This is a genomic window from Actinomadura sp. NPDC048394 (genome assembly GCF_040651755.1).
Lineage (GTDB): Bacteria > Actinomycetota > Actinomycetes > Streptosporangiales > Streptosporangiaceae > Spirillospora > Spirillospora montaniterrae.
This window is the reverse complement of record NZ_JBEZJL010000048.1, coordinates 33,428-51,714: the sequence shown is the minus strand read 5'-3', so window position 1 is coordinate 51,714 and position 18,287 is coordinate 33,428. Positions and strand designations below refer to the sequence as shown.

General features: G+C 67.9%; 22 protein-coding genes and 1 tRNA gene. 12 read left to right on the top strand and 11 right to left on the bottom strand.

Annotated elements, in window-relative coordinates; genetic code table 11:
- Positions 1-272 precede the first annotated feature (272 nt).
- Positions 273-2,396 (bottom strand): hypothetical protein, encoded by a 2,124-nt coding sequence (locus tag AB0C78_RS31195; protein ID WP_360754762.1) that lies wholly within the window; start codon positions 2,394-2,396, stop codon positions 273-275.
- Entirely contained in the window at positions 2,393-3,424 is a 1,032-nt protein-coding gene (locus AB0C78_RS31190; protein ID WP_360754759.1) for a BTAD domain-containing putative transcriptional regulator, read from the bottom strand. Before AB0C78_RS31190 ends, AB0C78_RS31195 begins: the two co-directional genes overlap by 4 nt.
- A gap of 177 nt (positions 3,425-3,601) precedes the next feature.
- Between AB0C78_RS31190 and AB0C78_RS31185 the strand changes: the two genes are divergently transcribed.
- Positions 3,602-3,883 (top strand): DUF397 domain-containing protein, encoded by a 282-nt coding sequence (locus AB0C78_RS31185; protein ID WP_360754757.1) that lies wholly within the window; start codon positions 3,602-3,604, stop codon positions 3,881-3,883.
- Positions 3,884-3,936: 53 nt separating this feature from the next.
- Here AB0C78_RS31185 and AB0C78_RS31180 read toward each other — a convergent pair whose 3' ends face one another.
- Positions 3,937-4,824: a helix-turn-helix transcriptional regulator gene (locus tag AB0C78_RS31180; RefSeq protein WP_360754754.1), complete on the bottom strand. Its 888-nt coding sequence runs from the start codon at positions 4,822-4,824 to the stop codon at positions 3,937-3,939.
- A gap of 361 nt (positions 4,825-5,185) precedes the next feature.
- Between AB0C78_RS31180 and AB0C78_RS31175 the strand changes: the two genes are divergently transcribed.
- The 3 genes from AB0C78_RS31175 (at position 5,186) to AB0C78_RS31165 (ending at position 6,509) form a co-directional block, all read left to right on the top strand.
- Positions 5,186-5,347 (top strand) — tRNA-Ser (locus tag AB0C78_RS31175).
- 424 nt (positions 5,348-5,771) lie between these two features.
- The gene (locus AB0C78_RS31170; RefSeq protein ID WP_360754751.1) at positions 5,772-6,038 is read left to right on the top strand and encodes a hypothetical protein; all 267 of its coding nucleotides are present in this window, start codon (positions 5,772-5,774) and stop codon (positions 6,036-6,038) included.
- Between the two features lie 219 nt (positions 6,039-6,257).
- The gene (locus AB0C78_RS31165; protein ID WP_360754749.1) at positions 6,258-6,509 is read left to right on the top strand and encodes a hypothetical protein; all 252 of its coding nucleotides are present in this window, start codon (positions 6,258-6,260) and stop codon (positions 6,507-6,509) included.
- A 43-nt stretch (positions 6,510-6,552) separates the two neighbouring features.
- On the opposite strand, the gene AB0C78_RS31160 is transcribed toward AB0C78_RS31165, so the two are convergent.
- Positions 6,553-6,942, bottom strand: a complete 390-nt coding sequence (locus tag AB0C78_RS31160) for a hypothetical protein (protein WP_360754747.1) — start codon at positions 6,940-6,942, stop codon at positions 6,553-6,555.
- Between the two features lie 344 nt (positions 6,943-7,286).
- Here AB0C78_RS31160 and AB0C78_RS31155 point away from each other — a divergent pair, with 344 nt between their 5' ends.
- The 3 genes from AB0C78_RS31155 to AB0C78_RS31145 all read left to right on the top strand — a co-directional run bounded on the left by AB0C78_RS31155 (position 7,287) and on the right by AB0C78_RS31145 (position 8,593).
- The gene (locus AB0C78_RS31155; protein WP_360754744.1) at positions 7,287-7,643 is read left to right on the top strand and encodes a hypothetical protein; all 357 of its coding nucleotides are present in this window, start codon (positions 7,287-7,289) and stop codon (positions 7,641-7,643) included.
- 122 nt (positions 7,644-7,765) lie between these two features.
- Positions 7,766-8,266 (top strand): dual specificity protein phosphatase family protein, encoded by a 501-nt coding sequence (locus AB0C78_RS31150; protein WP_360754741.1) that lies wholly within the window; start codon positions 7,766-7,768, stop codon positions 8,264-8,266.
- A gap of 78 nt (positions 8,267-8,344) precedes the next feature.
- The gene (locus AB0C78_RS31145; protein ID WP_360754738.1) at positions 8,345-8,593 is read left to right on the top strand and encodes a hypothetical protein; all 249 of its coding nucleotides are present in this window, start codon (positions 8,345-8,347) and stop codon (positions 8,591-8,593) included.
- 246 nt (positions 8,594-8,839) lie between these two features.
- Here the strand turns inward: AB0C78_RS31145 and AB0C78_RS31140 are convergent, their stop codons facing one another.
- Positions 8,840-9,271 (bottom strand): DUF6196 family protein, encoded by a 432-nt coding sequence (locus tag AB0C78_RS31140; RefSeq protein WP_360754736.1) that lies wholly within the window; start codon positions 9,269-9,271, stop codon positions 8,840-8,842.
- Positions 9,272-9,407: 136 nt separating this feature from the next.
- The gene (locus AB0C78_RS31135) at positions 9,408-10,037 is read right to left on the bottom strand and encodes a TetR/AcrR family transcriptional regulator (RefSeq protein WP_360754733.1); all 630 of its coding nucleotides are present in this window, start codon (positions 10,035-10,037) and stop codon (positions 9,408-9,410) included.
- A 27-nt stretch (positions 10,038-10,064) separates the two neighbouring features.
- Between AB0C78_RS31135 and AB0C78_RS31130 the strand changes: the two genes are divergently transcribed.
- A complete protein-coding gene (locus AB0C78_RS31130; RefSeq protein ID WP_360754730.1) occupies positions 10,065-10,805 on the top strand; it encodes an SDR family oxidoreductase in 741 nt (246 codons plus the stop codon).
- A gap of 29 nt (positions 10,806-10,834) precedes the next feature.
- Here the strand turns inward: AB0C78_RS31130 and AB0C78_RS31125 are convergent, their stop codons facing one another.
- The 4 genes from AB0C78_RS31125 to AB0C78_RS31110 form a co-directional block, all read right to left on the bottom strand.
- The gene (locus tag AB0C78_RS31125; RefSeq protein ID WP_360754727.1) at positions 10,835-11,233 is read right to left on the bottom strand and encodes a VOC family protein; all 399 of its coding nucleotides are present in this window, start codon (positions 11,231-11,233) and stop codon (positions 10,835-10,837) included.
- Between the two features lie 33 nt (positions 11,234-11,266).
- Positions 11,267-11,749, bottom strand: coding sequence for a hypothetical protein (locus tag AB0C78_RS31120; protein WP_360754724.1), 483 nt, complete (start codon positions 11,747-11,749; stop codon positions 11,267-11,269).
- 348 nt (positions 11,750-12,097) lie between these two features.
- Entirely contained in the window at positions 12,098-13,513 is a 1,416-nt protein-coding gene (locus AB0C78_RS31115) for a glycoside hydrolase (RefSeq protein ID WP_360754721.1), read from the bottom strand.
- A gap of 111 nt (positions 13,514-13,624) precedes the next feature.
- Positions 13,625-14,365: a helix-turn-helix domain-containing protein gene (locus AB0C78_RS31110; protein ID WP_360754822.1), complete on the bottom strand. Its 741-nt coding sequence runs from the start codon at positions 14,363-14,365 to the stop codon at positions 13,625-13,627.
- A 77-nt stretch (positions 14,366-14,442) separates the two neighbouring features.
- Between AB0C78_RS31110 and AB0C78_RS31105 the strand changes: the two genes are divergently transcribed.
- Positions 14,443-15,285: an SDR family oxidoreductase gene (locus AB0C78_RS31105; protein ID WP_360754719.1), complete on the top strand. Its 843-nt coding sequence runs from the start codon at positions 14,443-14,445 to the stop codon at positions 15,283-15,285.
- A gap of 43 nt (positions 15,286-15,328) precedes the next feature.
- Here the strand turns inward: AB0C78_RS31105 and AB0C78_RS31100 are convergent, their stop codons facing one another.
- Positions 15,329-15,955, bottom strand: coding sequence for a TetR/AcrR family transcriptional regulator (locus AB0C78_RS31100; protein ID WP_360754716.1), 627 nt, complete (start codon positions 15,953-15,955; stop codon positions 15,329-15,331).
- Between the two features lie 110 nt (positions 15,956-16,065).
- Here AB0C78_RS31100 and AB0C78_RS31095 point away from each other — a divergent pair, with 110 nt between their 5' ends.
- From AB0C78_RS31095 to AB0C78_RS31085, 3 genes are all read left to right on the top strand, one after another.
- Positions 16,066-16,707, top strand: coding sequence for a CatB-related O-acetyltransferase (locus tag AB0C78_RS31095; RefSeq protein WP_360754713.1), 642 nt, complete (start codon positions 16,066-16,068; stop codon positions 16,705-16,707).
- Between the two features lie 47 nt (positions 16,708-16,754).
- Positions 16,755-17,444, top strand: coding sequence for a methyltransferase domain-containing protein (locus tag AB0C78_RS31090; protein WP_360754710.1), 690 nt, complete (start codon positions 16,755-16,757; stop codon positions 17,442-17,444).
- Positions 17,445-17,509: 65 nt separating this feature from the next.
- Entirely contained in the window at positions 17,510-18,283 is a 774-nt protein-coding gene (locus AB0C78_RS31085; protein ID WP_360754707.1) for a hypothetical protein, read from the top strand.
- Positions 18,284-18,287 lie beyond the last annotated feature (4 nt).

Here is an 18,287-nt window from a genome sequence, read left to right as displayed (position 1 = left end):
GGGATGTTGTCCCAATATAGCCACCGTCACCGACAGACTTCCATTCTATTTCGCCTGGTGGCCAAGGGTGAGAACGTCACCACCAGGCGGGCAGGAGCCGCACCGGCCGCACCGCTGACGGTGCTGGGCCGCGCCCAGGCCGACCAGGCAGGCCAAGCGTCGCAGCCGCGCCAATCAACAGGGCATACTCCAGCACAACACTGCAGGCCCCGCAGGCCGCAGGACTGCTCGCAAGCCAGGCGGGCCCGGCATCACGGCGATGTCCGCCGGGTCTAGAGGATGATCTGTTCGGCGCGCATCTGGGCGTGCCTTACCCAGTCGCTACCTTCGGCTGCGACCTGTTCGAGGATGCGCAGTGCGCTGCTCACACCCGAGTCGTCGAGCGCCAGGCGTCGAAGGTAGGTCACATCGTCCCCGACCGTTTCGTCCACCTCGGCCAGTTGCTCAACTGTCACAGTGAACCGTTCTCTGTTGACCAACATGAGTCGGAACAACTGCAGCATCACCGGTTCCACGTTCGTGTCCGAGGTCGGCTTCGGTCCCGGCCTCTCCCTCCCTTCTTTGTCCGACTTCTCGTCCGGCTCCTCTTCCGCTTTGGTGCCAGGTGCCGAATCTGATGGTCGGCGCTTCCGTTGACTCGGCGGGAGCACCGCCCTTCTGTCCTGGTCGAAGCAGATCCCGATCTCGATGATGCTCGCCGAGGCAACCGCGTCGTACCGGAACGCCGTCCGTTCCTGGTTGCTCAGCGTCCCGCTTGCGAAGTCCAAGTGCACGGCGATTTGCCTTACTCCAGCGTTGGTCAGCAGGTAGATCCACATCTTGTACGACGAGTAGCGCCAGGGGCCGCGGCGAACACGCGACCGGCGGGCGCCGGGGCCCGGCTCGGTGAGTACCGCCTCGGCGATGATGTCCTCGCTCTCCATGCCGTACTGGTTCAACGCGAGGTTGCGGAAGTAGTGCTTGTCGTCATCCAGCCAGCGGGCCATCTCGGTGTCGTCGGGCCGGTCGGCCAATTCCTCCAGCCGTTTTGCGTAGAGTTCTCTCTCGACGCGCAACCGCTGGCCCGCCGCGGCTCGCTCTCGGCTCCGGTGCATCAACCGGACGATGAAGACGTCCCCATGACTCGCGGGGAGCACCATGCCGGCACAGAACGTCAGACCGATCGGGCTCGCCGCCAGCGTCGGTTCGATGAGGAGAAGCCGGATCACGGTGCCGAGCGCTATGGCCGCGAGAGCGGCGGCCGCGCAGTCGAACCATGTTGCTTCTCTCGTCCGGGTGTTGAGCGTCCCGTCCCGGAAGCGTTTCCAGGCGTCCTGGGCATGTCTCTTGATCAGGTAATCGACCCCGCCCGGCGGGATCTTGGGGCTGCCGTAGACGCTGGCGTACTCCCTGGCGAGGGCCGTTTGGACGGCCCGCGTCGCCGCACTCCATCCCTCCGTGCTCTCTCCACCGGAGGCGTTCCGTCGGACGCGCTCAAAGACCCGCTTCACAGCGGCTCTCATCTTGTCGCTCGTCTTGGTTGCCGGGTCTTCCTGCCATGGAGAGAAGCGGACCGGAAAGCGGACCGGGGCGAGCCAGCCGAGCAGCACTGCGCACCCGAGGGCCGTCAAGGCCAACACAAACCCCGCTGCGCCGCCGTGCCGGAGGGAGAGGACCTCCCCCCAGAGGACACCGGTCGCGCCCATAAGGATGGCGACGCTGGAGAACATCGCTTGGATGGGGTGCAGCGTCGGGCGAGGTGACAGGGTGCTCTGCGGCGGGTGGGGCACTGGCTCGAAGAACTTCGGTACTCGTTTCTTGCGCTCGTTCCCGAGCCTCTGGTCGCGGATCCGTTCGGCATGGGCATGTTCGAGTTGCCGACGTAGCCCTGTTGTGAACAGGGTGTCGAGGTGGCGGCGGATCTCCTCGCGACGCTCTTCCGGCAGGTCCTCGAACGAGGCCAGTACCTGGTCCATCCTCGCTGTCCCCGCCGCGTCGCCCTGCAGATCCTGAAGCAGCACGATCAGGTTCTTGATCACTGTCGCTGCGGCGAGCCAATGGTCGTTGCTCTGCTGGACCTGTTTCCAGGCACTCTGGAACCGGTCGCGGCCCTCCTCGTCCAGGTCGGCCAGCGCCTTGCCGCTCAGGATTGCGAGCATCCAGTAATAGGCGGCCTCGCCCTGGCGGTACCGCGCGCCGATCACTGACAGCAGGAGTTCTTGGGCTTGGCTCGGGAGGAGGGCGGCAAGGTAGTTCTTGGCGACCCATAGCCTGCGCTCCGGGGGGTCGTCAGGCCCGGCTACGTAGATGGTGACCTCTTCGTTGAAGACACCCTGTGCTCCGACCGTCCCCTCGGTGTTGGAGAACGTGTTCTCCGAGTCCTTCTTGTTCTTGGGAGGAGCCTTCTGATCGCTCACGACGCCCCTCCGCCGGTGTCCTCCCGCGACTGGCCGGTCTGCTCAGGCTCGGGCCGTTGAGGCATACCGCCGAGGTTGATGGTGACTTCCCCGTTGAATTCCTTGGCTTGCGCACCGATGGTCGAGTGTTCGTTGTGGAAGAAGGGACGCTCGCCCTGCTCGCTCATGGTCGTCGTCTCCTTTGCTTGGCCAGTGATGGCGGTGAGAGGGTGGGCGCTCGCCGTAGGCGGGGCCTTCAGCCGTGCGAGAGGGATGTCTTGGGGGCCGTCGAGATCTGGGGCGTGATCCTCGATGCGGCGGGCCAGTTCCGTCAGTGGCTGGCTGACGGAACGCCCCAGTGAGCGCTTCCAGTGCTCTTCGGCCCTACGGAAGACCCACAGGGGTATGTCAGGCCCGCCGGCGCGGTAGGCGGTGACCATCCACGTGGCGACGAACGCCTCGTCGAGCATCGTGTCGGCGTTGTCGTCGAGCATGCGGCATTCTTCGGCCACCTGCTCGTGTCCACCGTTCTGAGCGATGCGCTCCATACGGAAGAGGCGGGCGCTGCGGTGCTCCATCCGCAGCTTTTCGCGGTTGCTGTCGGCCCAGGTGCCGACGATGCCCGCGAGAGGCCGACCGTACAGGCCATGCCCCTCGGTCCACTCGTCCAAGGCCTCGGTCATCATCTGTATCGCCGCGTCGCCGTCCAGCATCTTGGCCTTTTCGGCTTTGGCGTGGAAGCGATGCACGTCGGCCTGCTCTGGGCGCATCACGAGTTTGTAAGCGTCGCCTGTGGCGGGCACCGGGTCGGGCACCTCGGGGTTGACTCCGCGGAGGCGTTGACGGAGCTCGCTGGCGATCCGCGTCAGCCGAGCGTCACGACCGATCGGGTCGGGGTCGTCCCACAAGATCTCGATCAGCCGCTGGCGTGACACCGGCTGACCACTCTCCAGGACGAGGACGGCGAGCAGATGTTGGCACTGCTGCTGGAGCTGGATTTTCCGCTCGTTCAACAGGGCCGCCACGGGGCCGAGGACTTGGTATTTCATTACTGCCTCCTCACACGTCGATTGCGTATGCGAAGCGGATCGATGGCGGATCGTCCGGATGGAGAACGGATCGAGAGCGGGCCGAGCTCGGATTGGCGGCGGATTCGCGGCGGAGGTTCGACCTGGAATCTGATGTCAGCGCAGAAAGCGCGAGGCCTCAGAGAAGGGAACAGTGCAATGCGAAAGACCAGTGAGATGCCGGAGTTCGATTTCCGGTGCAACGGCGGCGGCTGCGTCATCGTCGAGCGGATCGCAGGGGCCGTCGTCATCAGGGACTCCAAGAACCCGTACCAGCCCGGGCTCGTCTTCAGCCGGAAGGAGTATGCGGACTTCCGCCGGCGAGTGCGGAACGGGAGGGGCGCGTGGTTGCGCGAGTTCGCCGCCCAGTCCGCCCAGTTCGTCCTCCAGTCCGCCCAACTCGCCGTGCGGTTCGCACTGACGCGGTTCGGCTCTGCCTGACCAGTTGAGAGCGCGGGGGCCCGTCGGTCCCCGCGCTCCGGCGACGGATGCTGTCATTGTTCCCACGCTCGCATCTCGACTGTGAGCTCGTTGAGGAGAAGGCGAGCATCATCGCCATATTGGGCCGCCTGACTTAGCAGGCACCATTTGCGGCGGTAGTGTGCGACACTCTCCGGGTCATTGACGGTGAGGTTGGCATGCACGGTCTCGACCATTGCGATGGTCTCGCTGACACTCGCCCGAGAATCGTCATGGAGGTCGAACAAGACGAAACCGTGTGGCACATAGGTTATTGCCTCAGCGGCGTGCGGAAGCAGCCCGATCAACACGTTGTCGAGCGTCGCCAGCGAAGCGATCCGGTCGAGTTGCGCCTGCAGTAGATGTGGTGGTCCGGGACGCCAGCGCAGTGCCGCCTCGGTGATCAGGAACTCGAACTGGCGGTCCCGGTCGAAGAGGGCAAGCTGCCGGTCCAGCCGTCCGGCTACTGCCGCCGACAGGTCGGCATCGTCTTCGTCTGGCGCGAAGAAGGCGAAGACGCGGCGGGCGTATTCGGCGGTTTGCAGCAATCCCGGCACGATCGCGTTCTCGAAGACCATGACTCGATGCGACCGGGCCTCCACCTCCTGAACGTCGCCTTGCACGTGCGGGCGAGCCCGCAGGGTCTGGGACCAGCGCTGCACCTCGGTGAAGGCAGCCTCCGTAAGGGCCTTGAGCATCGTCACCGTGTCGGCCGACGCGTCAACGGCCGCCGACCACGCCGCCACCTCGGGTGCGGTGGGCAGGGTCCGGCCCGACTCGATGCGCGACACCTTCGACTGACTGATGCCGACCCGCCTCGCCAGCTCCCGTCCGGACACCCCGGCCAGGTCACGGAGTCGACGCAACTCGACGGCGAGCCGAAGCCGACTCTCAGACGGTTCCGTGTGGTCAGAACCCGCCACTCGACGATCCTTCCAGCCAGCGACTCATCGAGGTTCATCCGAATCATCGAGCATCACAGTGTGTTCAACTACGAGTTGAACCTCGATGAAGAGCCATGTCAACGGCCACTACCGGCCGCCGGCCAAGCTGACGATGACCTAGATGAATCACAATGAATCAGTACTATGCGCAACCCGGACCGGGACGCCCTGGCCAGAGACCGCGGGCATGAGCTGCGCCACCGTAGACTCCGGCAAGCCACCCGACGAAGACGCCGGAGCCCGTCGAGCCCCGACTGCATGGCCTAGCCGCCCGGACATAGGCACGCCAACAGCTTCCTTGAGGGCCCAGCAGGCTCTCCCACAGGTCTGCTAAACACAGGGGGTAGTTGACTCACAGCTCAGAGCGATAGACTGACGGGGAACGCAATCCGCTTATCGGCTTCTCGCTTGTGAGCGACCTGGGTTTTCGCAGGTCAGTACAGCGCTCGGACGCTGTGACCTGAAAAGCGGAAGGTCGGCGGTTCGACCCCGCCCCTGCCCACACCTCGTGACCAGCCAAAAGGCCCGGAACCTCATCAGGTTCCGGGCCTTTTGACAGCAACGGCGACAGCAACGGCCTCAGCCGAGCACATCCCCCAGCTTCCCGAGCGCCGCCCGCTTCTCGTCCAGGGCCACATGCGCGTAGATCAGCTGACAGTGCGGGTTTCGTCGGGCATAGGCTGCACGGCAACGGAGTACCACAGCAGAGGCGCACAGGGGCTGCGCGGACGCACGTCGGCACATGGTGTAGCTGGGGCGAGTGGTGGCGAGGTGTGAAGATGACGACCGAGTTCAAGGTCTAGAGGCCATCGGCACAGGCGGCTTGCCGAGCGGGGAGGCTGGAACGGATGGCTGAGCGGATCCTAGGTGGCCTTCTCGGTGTGGCCGGGGGAGCTGCCTTCACATGTCTCGGTCTCGTCCTCCTGGTGAACTATCGCGGCTTCACCACATGGCATGTCCGGGCCACTTTCAACGTGATGGAAGCACTTCGACTTTCACAGCGCCCCCTTCTCGGGACAGATGAACGCAGAGTTGAGCAGCAAGTTCGTTTTGAGCGGGTAACGGGTGCAGTGTTCCTCGCTGCTGGCGTATGCATGACCGTGATCATCCTCTTGCTGGTTACCGGGGTGATGGGCCATGCGGGTACTGGAGGACGCACTGTTCCGCCTTCCTCACCTTCCAAGACACCCTGAGCCAGACAGCTTGAGCGTTCAGCTTGCTAACGCTGGCGCTAACAACGGGCTGGACGAGCCTGGGTGGGAGCGGAACCCAGGGGTGTCCGAGAGGCCATTTAGCAGGTCAGCGAACGGGGCTGGACGGGTGTGGATCTTGCTCGTGAGACTCGTAATGAACCGTGTGCGCAGCTAGCGTGGAGCTGGTTGACGGCCGCCTTCAGCACGCATGATGGGGGCATGGTTCGACGTGAACAGTACGAGCGGCTTGAGCGGCACCTTGAGTCGGACGGCCGCCAGCGCGTCGAGATGACGTTCGCGGAGGTGTCGGCGGCGATCGGGGAACCGCTGCCCCCGAGCGCCTACAACCACCAGGCTTGGTGGGGCACCGACCCCAAGCACACTCACGCAGTTTGGCTGGACGCCGGCTATCGAGCCCGCCCGAATCTGACGGCGCAGCGCGTGACCTTCATCAAGACCGCCGCAGACTGACAGCAATGGTTACAGCAACGGCAGGCACCACGCGCGACGGCGGTTATCCCTGCTCGGGGGGCGGAGCCTCGCTTTCGCTGCCGCGCTCCTGGTACATGCTCACCAGCGTTACCGCTCCGCCGCCGACGCCGATGAGAAGGGCCACGCCGGCGATCCAGAAGGCTGGAGTTCCGGGCTCGACGCCGGTCACCGAGGCAACGGCGACCGCCAGCGCCCAGGTGGCGAAGGCTGGTACGACCAACACTGCGGCACGCCGATCACCGTGCCGCCGCCACCGGTAGAACATCACCATCATTCCGCCGGCACCCAGGAAGAAGGCGATTCCCTGCAGTGCAACAGACCAGCTTCCTCCAGAGATTACGAAGACCGCCACAGCACCGCTGATAATCATCAAGGCGATCTGGACGGTTATGGCATTCGGCCTGGATAGCAATCTGCACCTCACGGGCGAGAAGAGAGATCACTCCCCATCTTCGGGCGGCTGGGCTTTTGACGCCTCATATGGCCGAAGTTGGCCGACGTGGACGGGGAGACGATAACGGCTAAGACGGGGGGACGTGCTTTAGGTGGAGGCCGCGTACCCCGGTGCGCCGGGGCGGGCCTGTGGACTGGGCGCGGGCACGGCCCGTTGGGTTGAGCGAGCCTCGGCGTTCTTCTTGTCGAGGCTGCGGTCTCAGGCTCCGGTAGACAGAAGATCAGGCGGGTGGGGGCGGATGGTCGGGTACGGACGTCAGACCCGTGCGTGCTAGAAGACGTCCCGATCCCCGGAGGAATCACGTGCGGCTCCGCTTCGATGGCCTGTACGCCGAGCAAGGCCAGACGTATACCTCGTTCCTGCGCTTCTTCCCCACAGGCGAGGGAATGGCCGCCTCGGTCGAGCATGATCTGCCGTTGGAGGAAACCGTCGTGTCGGTGGCCGCTTGGCTGCTCCCCGACCATCCCTATGCGTCCCGTGGTCCGTACTCGGTGGAGGACAACGTTCTGTCGTTCGACGCGACGTCCCGGGAAGGGTTGGTCGAATACCTCGGCGTCATTGCGCCGCACGGCATGGAGTTGTGCCTGCACTCGCACAGCCACATCAACGGCCACAGGGCCTACGGCGTTTACCGGTACCAGCGCCTTCCCACCTCGTAAGCAGGCCAAGGGGCCTGTCGTCTCCTGCTATACCGGACGGGCGGTTCTGGTTGTAGCGTGAGGGCGTGTTTGGTTGATCTTGCCCGGTCTGGGGTCCGGGCGGCGCCGGCGGGAGCGAGGCCATGCGGACCGAGGGTCGAGGAGCGCCCGATGCGGAGGCGCCCTGGGACGAGATCGTCCCGTTGCTGTGGATGGGCGGCCACTACTACCGGGATTCGATGGGGAATCGGGCGCCGGCCATCGTGCGTGACGAGTTCGATCTCGTGATCAGCTTGTACACGCGAGAGGGGCATGGTCCAAGCGGCGGCGTCGCCCACCAGTGTGTGGACGTTCCCGATGGGCCGCTGACCGCTGAGCAGATCGCGGCGATCTGTCGCGCTGCCGAGTCGGCAGTGGAGGCGGTTGAGCAAGGCAGGCGTGTGCTGGTCCGCTGTCATTCCGGCTACAACCGGTCCGGTCTCGTCATTGCCCACGCCCTCACGCTTTCGGGTTACAGCACCGATGACGCGATCTTTCTGGTCCGATACCGCCGATCGAAGTGGGCGCTGAATAACTCCTTGTTCGTGGACTATCTGAACACCGGGCTCGACGTGGCGCGCTTGCTGACCGGGCTCGAAGCCTGATCCGAACTTCAGACGCCGTTGCCTTGTTCTCGGATCATTTGGGTTCCGGTGCTGCGCTCCCTTGGTTAGCTTGGAGGGGTGGACGAGGCGGAGGTGAGTGGGAAGGTCTGGCGGGAGCAGGCGCGTCGGCGAGTGACCGCGGAGCAGGACCGGGACGCCTTGGCCCGTCTCATCGAATATGACGCCGACCCGTTCGAGGTTGAACTGTACGAGTTGGCTGCCGACCCGCAGACGTTGGTCATCGACCGCGCCCAACGGCGGAATGCCGGGCAGCATGAGCGGCATGTTCGGCGGTTGGAACAGCGAGGTCGGCGGGCCGCCTCGTGAACTTGCATCACGGGTCGCGGCGTTCGACTCGGTTGGCTTGCCCCCGCGGTGGCGAGCCGGGTCGTGACCGTCACCAGGAACGCTTCGGGATCCGCCACCGCGCCGTCATCGGTTTTTCGACCACCGCAGCCATGCTTCCTGCACTACGTCTTCGGCGTCACCGACCCTCGACCCTGCAAGGCCACGCCCATCAGGAGGTTTCGATGGGTAAGGAAGACGTCCTCCCGCGCCCCGGCTTTTGTGCAGTCAGTGGGCTCGTAGCTTCTCTACTACCGTGACGGCCTGGTCGAGCAGGTCTATGGGGCAGCCCCAGTAGTCATAGATGCCGCCTCGGGCGCGGTTACTGCCGCAGACGACGAAGACGCCGGTGCCCAGTTCGGCCTTGAGGTGGGTGGCGAGCCAGCCGACGAAACCGCTGTTGTCCATCTGGTCCGCGAAGTGGAAAGAGAAGATGCCGAAGCGTTCGATGCCGTCGCCCTTCTGGAACGGGACCAGGCGGCTCCAGGTCTCCTGGTCGCGGACGACAGCGAGCGTCTCGGGAGTGAGCGCCGGCGGACGGTCGGCCGGAGACTCCTCAAAACACCAGACGCCGTCATGCACGACGAGTTCCGCCTGGGCGATGACACTGCGTAGCCGTTGTTCCGTCTGTTCGGCGGTCTCCATACTCACGCTGACCATCAGTGACACTCCTCGATCCGTGAAGCCGTGATCCCACCCAGGAATCAGCGCGCTTACCGTCTCGCCTATTTCGGGCTAGGCGTCGCGGTGGGATTACGGCTGCGGTTGCGGTGGTCAGGGCCGCGTCCAGAGGTGATCATCCTCGGGGAGCACCCGGCGGGTCGGGGGCGGGGTGGGTGCGGAGGCCGTTGATGAGGATCGACAGCAGGCGCGGGCCTCGCGCGTCGAGTTCGGCGTCGTCCAGGCGCGACAGCCAGCTGATGAGGACGATGACGTCGCGGGCCTCGGCGTCCGGGCGGACGCTGCCGGACGAGCGGCCGGCGGCCAGCAGCAGTTCCACCGCCTCGCCGATCGGGCCGAGGCTGTGGGCGGCGAGGTCCTGCCACGTCGCAGCCTCGATGGCGGCGAACACGTCGCGCTTGACGCGGGCGTAGGCGGCCACCCGGTCGAACCACGCCGCGAGCGCGTCCAGCGGCCGATGGGTCGCCAGCAGGCGCGGAGCCGCGGCGACCAGTTCTTCCACTTCGTGGCGGTACACCTCGGCGAGGAGGTCCTCGCGTGTCGGGAAATGCCGGTACAGCGTGCCCTGCCCGATGCCGCAGGCCTTCGCGACGGCGTTGAGCTTCAGCTCCCCCGGCTCGTGGACGAGGTCGCGCGCCGCCTGGAGGATCCGCTCGCGGTTGCGCTGCGCGTCCGCGCGCCTCGTCCCGCGGCCTTCGACAGAACCGGACACGTGTCCGCTAGGCTGGTCGGAGTAACCGGACATGTGTCCCATTCTAGGCGGAGGTTCTGCATGACCATCCAAGGCAAGGTCGTCGCGATCACCGGAGCCAGCAGCGGGATCGGTGAAGCGACGGCCCGCCACCTGGCCTCGCTCGGCGCGGCCGTCGTCCTCGGCGCCCGCCGCACCGACCGGCTGAACCGGCTCGTCGGCGAGATCGAAGCCGCCGGCGGCGAGGCGGCCGCCACGCGCGTGGACGTCACCGAACCCGGCGACCTCCGGTCGCTCGTCGATCTCGCCGTCGAGCGCTTCGGCAAGCTGGACGTCCTGGTGGGCAACGCCGGGGTCAGCAGGATCGGCCCCGTCGCCGACCTGGACGTCGACGGCTGGTCGGCGATGGTCGACGTGAACGTCAAGGGGATCCTGCACGGGATCGCCGCGGCCCTGCCCGTGTTCCGCCGCCAGGGCACCGGTCACCTCGTCACGGTCGTCTCGACGTCCGGGCTGAAGATCGTCCCCACGCAGGCGGTGTACGCGGGGACGAAGAACGCGGTGCGCACCCTCCTGGAGGGCCTGCGGCAGGAGAGCACGGACGGGGTGCTGCGGACGACGTCGATCTCCCCCGGCTACGTCCGAACCGAGCTCATCGACAACGCCGTCGACGATCCGGCCGTGCGCGAGCAGGCCAGGCGGAACATGGCCGACCTCGGCATCGACCCGGCGGCGGTGGCGCGGGCGATCGCGTTCGCGATCGACCAGCCCGAGGACGTCGAGATCGGCGACCTGACCATCCGGCCGGCGCGCCAGGGCTGAGCGGCCGCGACAGGCGTCCGCGATGGGGGTCAGGCGTCGGCTTCGATGGCGAAGGTGTTGCCGTCCGGGTCCTGGAACCAGGCGATGCGGCCGCCGCCGGCCCGCGGGGTGATCCCTCGGGCGTCGTGTTCGAACTGGTCGTAGCGGACGAATTCGACGCCGGACGAGGCGAGCTCGTCAACGATCCGGTCGATGTCGTCGACGTACCACGTCGCCAGCGTCGCGTCGGTCTTTCCGGCGGTGACGGACTGGTACACGTTCAGCGCCGGGCCGCCGCCGGACGCGTAGACGCGGCTGCCGCCGGCGATTCTGGCACTGGGGCCGGACCACAGAGCCTGCAGGCCCAGCTTTCCCTCGTAGAACTCGACGGCCTTCTGAATGTCGGAGACGGCGATGGAAGTCCTGAGGTGATACGCGCTCAAGGGCATGGACCACTCTCTCACACGCGGCCCGCGTCGCCCTTACCGCGGGCACCGGCGGGGAAGGCGGACTTTTCCGGGGGTGTGCTTGAAGGTGTTCATCACAAGCCATTCGTCCAGTTCCGGATCGAAAAGGTTCTGGACGCCGAACTGGAGCACCTGCCAGAACGTCCCCCGGTCGCGCTGGTCGACGTAGACGTCGCCGAGGGCGAGCGGAAAGCGGAGGTGCTTGCCGGGAGGCAGCTGCGGCACGACGACGCCGACCCTCCAGTGGTTCACGTGGCGTCGCGGGTTCCGCTGCAGCGTCTCCCGTCCGACGAAGCGTGCCGTGCCGAGCTTCTGGTTCAGGGTGTCCAGGGTGAATCCGGGAATGCGGGAGCAGCGGTGGTCGTCGAGGCCAGGCCATTTGTAGGTCAGCGTGTAGAGCGAGCCGTGGTAGATGAGGTTGGTGAACCAGATCGGGTAGCGGGGGCCTCCAGCGATCATCTGGCTGTCGCCGTTGAGTCCCGTCCAGGTGAACGGCACCGTGATACCCAGGTCCCGGACGATCCATTTGCCTTTTCCGTGAAAGTTCCGCGGAAGCTTGGGCGGTAGCGGCCTGGACTTGCCGGCGGCGGTTCCGGGTTGCCGCACCGCGCCCGTCCGGGCTGCGGCGACGGCGGGAGACAACGCCAATAGGGCGAGCATTCCGGCGACTGTTCCCGACATTGCCGCTCGACGTGTCCGACTCACGGTTCTCCCCGGATGCTGCGTCGCGCGCCGCCGCGGCGCTGCATCCTCACGCAGCGATGCATTTGCACCGTCCCCCGCCCCGGAGACGACGAAAACCACAGGCGGGTCATGAAGTGTTCTTGCGCCGCTGAACGCCTGCGCTCACAGGCCGGCGACCTCCATGGTCGTGACCGTGTTCGCCTCGTGGACCACCGTGAGCAGGCCGTCCCGGGAATCAGCGTCGGGCCCGCGGGCGTACCGGCGCGCGCCGGGGGCATCGGACGCGTCGGTGACCCACATGCTGGCCGCGTTCGTGCCCCTTGTCAGGGGCCGCAGGTCGTGGGTGACGGTTCGTTTCCGGCCGTCGTTCACGGTGACCAACGCCAGCCGCCGGGCGGACGGGGCGTGGGCGGCAACGGTGTTCGCGTGCCCGGACCTCAGGATTCGCATCCCCGGCCTGATATGGCGAGTGTATTGGGCGAGGACGTGATACTTCGTGTTGACGCCGCCTACTTGCCCTTGCAGCGTCCCTCGGGCTCCGCCGTTCGGATTCGGGGTCTGGTCGTCATACTCGCCGTCCAGCAGACCCCAGTCGAGTGCTTCCACCGGCTGCCAGCAGACCCAGCCGGTCGGCCGGAGATACCGGATGTCGCGGCTGATGCTCAGCGCCATCGCCAATCCGTCGGGCTGCCCTTCCGAGTACTCTGACTGCCATATCGGAAGCTCTTCGCCGACGGCTTCGCGGAGCCTTGTGCGGCTGCGGCCTTTCTCGTCGGGCTCGTACGCGTGCACGTTGACGCGGCCGACGAGCCGTCTGGTGCCGTCGGTGAACTTCTGCCAGGTATCGACCGCGTCCCCGTAACGGCATTCGTCGGAAGCGGCGATCAGCACGTCGTCCAAGCCATGCTCGTCCAGCGCGCGGCGCAGGCACTCGATGACCGCCTCCTGCGCCCCGAGCGTGAAATGGCACCCTTCCTGGTTCTGCCGCGCGTGCCATCCGTCCAGCGACGGCTCGTTGAACGGCTCGACCGACGAGAAGCGGATGCCCCACTCGTCGCGGGCACGCCTGGCCACCGTCGCGATGAAGCGCGCGAACGCATCCTGATACTGGAATTCCAGGTTGTCCTGCTCGCCTTGCTCAGCGCCGGACGGATTCCCGTTGACCGTCATCCACCATGGCGGTGAGACCGAGAACATCTCGAAGGTGTCGGCGCCGGCGTCGCGCGCCTTCACCAGCATGTTCCGCTGGTTCGCGTCCGCACGCCAGTTCCACTCTTCGCCGTCGTGGAACGTCTCGATCTGCTTGCGCCGGACGATGGCGGGCGACTCGACCATCGCCGACCCGTCCGTCCAGGTGCAGGCTCCGAGGTTGTAGCGCACGATGTTCAGTCCCAACCCGGGAAGCTCGATCTCCCGGCCGGAGCTCTCCACCCTGGCCGTTTCCAGGCCGAACAGGGCTGCCGCCAGGTCGTCGCGCGCCCCCAGCTCGGTGTTCGCCCACCACGACAGGCAGGTCCCCCACCCGTCCCAGATGTATGCGCCCTGCGGATCGATGACCCGTTCATCGGACATGTCCATGCCTTCGCTCGTCCGTCGCCACCCCGGGATGTGTTCGGACGAGCAAGCGCTATCCAGCGCTTTCCAGAATTTTGCCGGATCGATTCCTGAAGGAGGCTCCGGGCCTTTTCCTTATGCGGAGCAGGGCGTGCTCGCAGGAAGGCGGCCGGCGCGGAAAGCGGCCGGGGAGACGCCCATGAGCGCGTGGAAGTCGGCCGTCATGTGGGACTGGTCGTAGTAGCCGGTATCGGAGGCGAGGCCCGCCCACTGCGCGGAGCCCACGCGGGCCAGCACCGTGCGGACGCGCTGGATGCGGGCGAAGCGCTTGGGCGGCAGGCCGACCCGGTCGGTGAACAGGTCGCGCAGGTGGCGCTCGCTGACCGAGAGCCGCCGGGCGAGCGCGGCGACCCGTTCCCCGGTGGTGGACAGCGACTCGACGGCCTCGCGAAGCAGCAGGTCGCGCGGGTCCGCGCCGTCGCGCAGCCCGTCGAGCAGCGCGTGCTCGACGGCCCGCAGGATCGCGTCGGGGCCGGTCAGCTCGTTGAGCCGGGCTTCGAGGCGGGCGGCGCGGTCGCCCCACAGGTCGGTGAGCGGGACGGCCCGGTCGCGCAGCTCGCCGGCCGGGACGCCGAGCAGCGTCCGGGCGGCACCCGGGCGCAACCGGGCCCGGACGCACATCGGCAGGTCCTTGCCCGGGTTGTAGGAGGCGCGGCTGCGGGGGCCGACCACGCGGAGGTCGCCGTCCCGGGCGCCGGTCCTGCGGTAGACGAGCGCGGTGGCGGCGTCGGGGAGGTGGACGATCGGCCGGTCGCCGTCGGGCCGCATCAGCGCCACGTCGGCGATCCAGGGCCGGAGCGCGGGCATGGGGGTCATCGCGTCCACGCCGACGACTCTACGGCCTGCCGTTTCTTCCTATATCCGCCGTGGGGCGGGGCGGCAGAGTGCCCGGCATGATCCTCGTGACGGGTGCGACGGGCACCATCGGAACGGAAGTGGTCCGGATCCTGGCCGAGCGCGGCGAGCGGGTCCGGGCGATGACGCGGAACCCGGACGGCAGGAGCCTGCCGGCGGAGGTCGTCCGGGGCGACTTCGACGACCCCGGCTCCCTCGACGGCGCGGTGGCCGGGTGCGACGCGGTCTTCCTGCTGGACGCGCCGGGCCCCTGGATCGAGCGGCACGACCGGGCGATGCTCGACGCCGCGCGGTCCCAGGGCGTCCGGAGGGTGGTGAAGCTGTCGGCCATCGGCACCGGCGAGGACACCGAGGTCAGGGCAGGCGGCTGGCATCTGCCCGGCGAGCAGGCGTTGCGGGCGGGCGGGGCGGAGTGGACGATCCTGCGGCCGAGCAGCTTCGCCACCAACACGCTGCACTGGGCCTCCAGGATCCGCACCGGGCGGCCGGTCGCCAACCTGACCGGGAACGGCGCCCAGGGCGTGATCGATCCGCGCGACGTCGCCGAGGTGGCGGTCGCGGCGCTGACCGCGCCGGGCCATGCGGGGCGGACCTACACGCTGACCGGCCCCGAGCTGCTGAGCGCGCCCGACCAGGTGGCGATCCTGCGGGAAGTGCTCGGCCGCCCGATCGGGATCGTCGACGTGCCGCCGGACGCGGCGAAGGAGCAGATGATCGCGGCGGGCCGGGACCCGGAGTTCGCCGAGGGCGCCATGCGCGGCCAGCGGTTCATCGCCGAAGGGGGGAACGCCCGGCTGACCGCCGACGTGGCCGCCGTCCTCGGCCGTCCGGCGCGCACCTACGCGACATGGGCCCGCGACCACCGGGCCGCGTTCGCATGAGCGGTCGGCCGCATGAGCGGTCGGCGCCGGAGGCGGGCGCGGCTCAGCGATCCGTGCCGGTGAAGGCGCCGGCGGTGGCGGCTAGGGCGGCGGTTCGGGCGGCGTGGTCGGGGAGGTCCGGGTCGGGGGGCGTGCGGAGCAGGACCAGGTGGTGGTATAGGGGGGCGGTCGCGGTGATCAGGAGCCGGCGGGCGTGGGTGCCCGGGGGGATCTCGCCGCGGCGGACGGCCCGGGCGACGACGATCTCGCAGCGGGCGTAGCGGTCCTCCCAGAGCCGCCGCTGGGCGCGTTCGGCCTTCTCGGAGCGGAACGAGGCGGCGATCAGCGCCGCCATGACCGGCGGCCGCGCGGTCATGGCGTCCTGGATCTCGCGGTTCAGCCCGGCCAGGTCGCGTTCCAGGGAGCCGGTGTCGGGGGGCTGCCAGGCGTCGTCGGACGCGGCGTCCAGGACGTCGGCGAGCAGGCCGCCGACGTCGCCCCAGCGCCGGTACACGGTGGCGCGGTGGACGCCGGCGCGGGCGGCGACGGCCTCCATGGTGAGGGCGTCGTAGCCCTGCTCGCCGAGTTCCGCGAGGACGGCTTCGTGGACCTGCGCGCGGACGCGAGCCGTGCGGCCGCCGGGGCGGCGGCGCGGCGGCGGCGCGGGCTCGGCGTCTGCCGGTGGCGTCATCGGCGGTGCTCCGGTTGCTCGGTGGGACGGCATCGTGCCACTATCTTAATGCGTCGATCGTCGCATTAGCGCCGGAACGACGCATCGCGCCGCGAAGGAGACGAACGCGCATGCCGCCCGTGCCCGCCGACCCGACCGTGCTGCACCCGATCCCCGGGCAGCCGCGCGTCGTGCTGCTGAAACCGCTGGTCACATCGCCGCTGATCGAGGTCGGCGAGTTCAGCTACTACGACGACCCGGACGACCCGACCGCCTTCGAGACCCGCAACGTGCTCTACCACTACGGGCCGGAAAGGCTCGTCATTGGGAGGTTCTGCGCGCTCGGCACGAGCGTGCGGTTCCTCATGAACGGCGCGAACCACCGCATGGACGGCCCGTCGACGTTCCCGTTCCCGATCATGGGAGGGTCGTGGGCCGAGCACGCCGACCTCATCACCGGCCTTCCTGGACGCGGCGACACCGTGATCGGCAACGACGTCTGGATCGGCTACCGGTCGCTGGTGATGCCGGGCGTCCGCATCGGGAACGGCGCGATCATCGCGTCCGGGTCCGTGGTCGTCGACGACGTCCCCGACTACGGCATCGCCGGCGGTAATCCGGCCAGGCTCGTCCGCCGCCGCTACTCCGACGCCGACATCGACCGCCTCCTCGCCCTGGCCTGGTGGGACTGGCCGCTGCGGCACATCACCGACCACGTCCGCACGATCATGTCCGGCGGCGTCGGCGACCTGGAGGCGGCGGCGCCCCGATGACCCGCCGCGAGTAGCCTTGGGCGGTGTTCTCGTCTCAGGGGCCGTCGTTGCGGGAGCTGGCGGTGCAGGCGCTGTCCTCGGTCGAGCGGGGGTACGACCTGCTCGCGCCGAAGTTCGACCACACGCCTTTCCGGACGCCCGACGGCGTTCTCGACGCGACCGCCGACGCGCTGCGTCCGCTCGGGCCGTTCGAGCGGGGACTGGACGTGTGCTGCGGCACCGGCGCGGGAATGCGCACGCTCGCGGCCGTATGCCAGGGGCGGATAGCCGGAGTCGACTTCAGCTCCGGAATGCTCGCGCAGGCGCGCGAAGCGCATCCGGACGCCGAACTGGTCCGGGCCGACGTGCGGGACCTTTCCTTCGGTGCGGAATTCGATCTGGCCGTGACGTTCGGGGCGCTCGGCCATCTGCTGCCCTCCGAGCGTCCGGCGGTTTTCGCGGGCGTGCATCGGGCGCTTCGCCCCGGCGGCCTCTTCGCCTTTCCGATTGGCGGTCCACCGCCCGTCACGTCGGTGCCGTATTGGGCGCTGCTCGGCTTCGACGCGGTCATGCGCGTCCGGAACGCGATCTGGCGACCCCCGTTCGTCATGTACTACCGCACCTGCCCGCTGGGCGCGGTCCGCGACGACCTGGCGGCGGCCGGATTCGACGTGACGACCGTCCCCCTGCCGGCTCTGGGCCGCCGGCCCGACGGCGCCCCCCGCTTCCGCCTCGTCCTGGCAAGAAAGCCCACCTGAAACCCGCGACTGTCCTAGCCGGCCGATACTCTCCCGGCGCTACGGAATGGACGAGGGAGTGTGGCATGGGAGCCAAGACCGGCCTGCTGGTTTACGCGGACGGCGATGTCGGCGAGGTCCTTCGTGCGGCCCCCGCACCGGATCCGGAGGCGACCGCGGCGCTGCTCGACCGGCTGTATCCCGGATGGGCGGTCCAGGAGGAGGAATCGTCCACGCTGGGCGATGGCTGCTACCCGCCCTACGGGACGACCTTCGCCACGCGGCTCCCGGGGCTCGACATCGTCTGCGATCAGCGGGTCATGCTCGACGAACCGTCGCGGCTCCCGGCCCGTCTGGTCGAGGCGAGCGCGGGGCGGCGGCTGATCCTGCACGCGATGCACAGTGTCGTCGACTGGCTGGCCTTCGCGGTATGGGAGGACGGGCGGCTGGTCCGTTCGCTGAGCCTGTCCCCCGACAACGGGGTCATCGAGAACATCGGTGAGCCGTTCCCGTTCGAGGCGCCCTATTGGGCCGGGGAGCATCCGGTCCCGTACGAGCCCGAATGGTCGGAGGAGCCTTACCCGCTGCCGTTCCATCCTCTGGAACTGGGTGAAGAGGCACTGCGCGGGCTGCTGGGGTTCGTTCTGGAAGGCGAGATCCGGCCGGACGACGCCGATCCGGATGAGGTCGGCCTTCTCGGGTTCCGGCTCACCGATCCGTCGGATCCGGACGAGGTCGCCAGATATGAGACCGAGATCGCGGAAGCCGTCAGCAGAATGGGGCCGCCGAGGTTTTTCGGGTACAACGCCGACGGCGCGCTGGTCGAGATGCCGGTGGACGAATGGGGGCCTCGAAGCTAGCCGG

Bases quoted from the DNA above. Each gene is read 5' to 3' on its own strand.
- AB0C78_RS31085 (WP_360754707.1), top strand. From the start codon at position 17,510: ATGGGAGCCAAGACCGGCCTGCTGGTTTACGCGGACGGCGATGTCGGC.
- AB0C78_RS31100 (WP_360754716.1), bottom strand. From the start codon at position 15,955: ATGACGCCACCGGCAGACGCCGAGCCCGCGCCGCCGCCGCGCCGCCGC.
- AB0C78_RS31125 (WP_360754727.1), bottom strand. From the start codon at position 11,233: ATGCCCTTGAGCGCGTATCACCTCAGGACTTCCATCGCCGTCTCCGAC.
- AB0C78_RS31115 (WP_360754721.1), bottom strand. From the start codon at position 13,513: ATGGACATGTCCGATGAACGGGTCATCGATCCGCAGGGCGCATACATC.
- AB0C78_RS31105 (WP_360754719.1), top strand. From the start codon at position 14,443: ATGATCCTCGTGACGGGTGCGACGGGCACCATCGGAACGGAAGTGGTC.
- AB0C78_RS31165 (WP_360754749.1), top strand. From the start codon at position 6,258: ATGGTTCGACGTGAACAGTACGAGCGGCTTGAGCGGCACCTTGAGTCG.
- AB0C78_RS31150 (WP_360754741.1), top strand. From the start codon at position 7,766: ATGCGGACCGAGGGTCGAGGAGCGCCCGATGCGGAGGCGCCCTGGGAC.
- AB0C78_RS31095 (WP_360754713.1), top strand. From the start codon at position 16,066: ATGCCGCCCGTGCCCGCCGACCCGACCGTGCTGCACCCGATCCCCGGG.
- AB0C78_RS31110 (WP_360754822.1), bottom strand. From the start codon at position 14,365: ATGACCCCCATGCCCGCGCTCCGGCCCTGGATCGCCGACGTGGCGCTG.
- AB0C78_RS31135 (WP_360754733.1), bottom strand. From the start codon at position 10,037: ATGTCCGGTTACTCCGACCAGCCTAGCGGACACGTGTCCGGTTCTGTC.
- AB0C78_RS31140 (WP_360754736.1), bottom strand. From the start codon at position 9,271: ATGGTCAGCGTGAGTATGGAGACCGCCGAACAGACGGAACAACGGCTA.
- AB0C78_RS31190 (WP_360754759.1), bottom strand. From the start codon at position 3,424: ATGAAATACCAAGTCCTCGGCCCCGTGGCGGCCCTGTTGAACGAGCGG.
- AB0C78_RS31185 (WP_360754757.1), top strand. From the start codon at position 3,602: ATGCGAAAGACCAGTGAGATGCCGGAGTTCGATTTCCGGTGCAACGGC.
- AB0C78_RS31130 (WP_360754730.1), top strand. From the start codon at position 10,065: ATGACCATCCAAGGCAAGGTCGTCGCGATCACCGGAGCCAGCAGCGGG.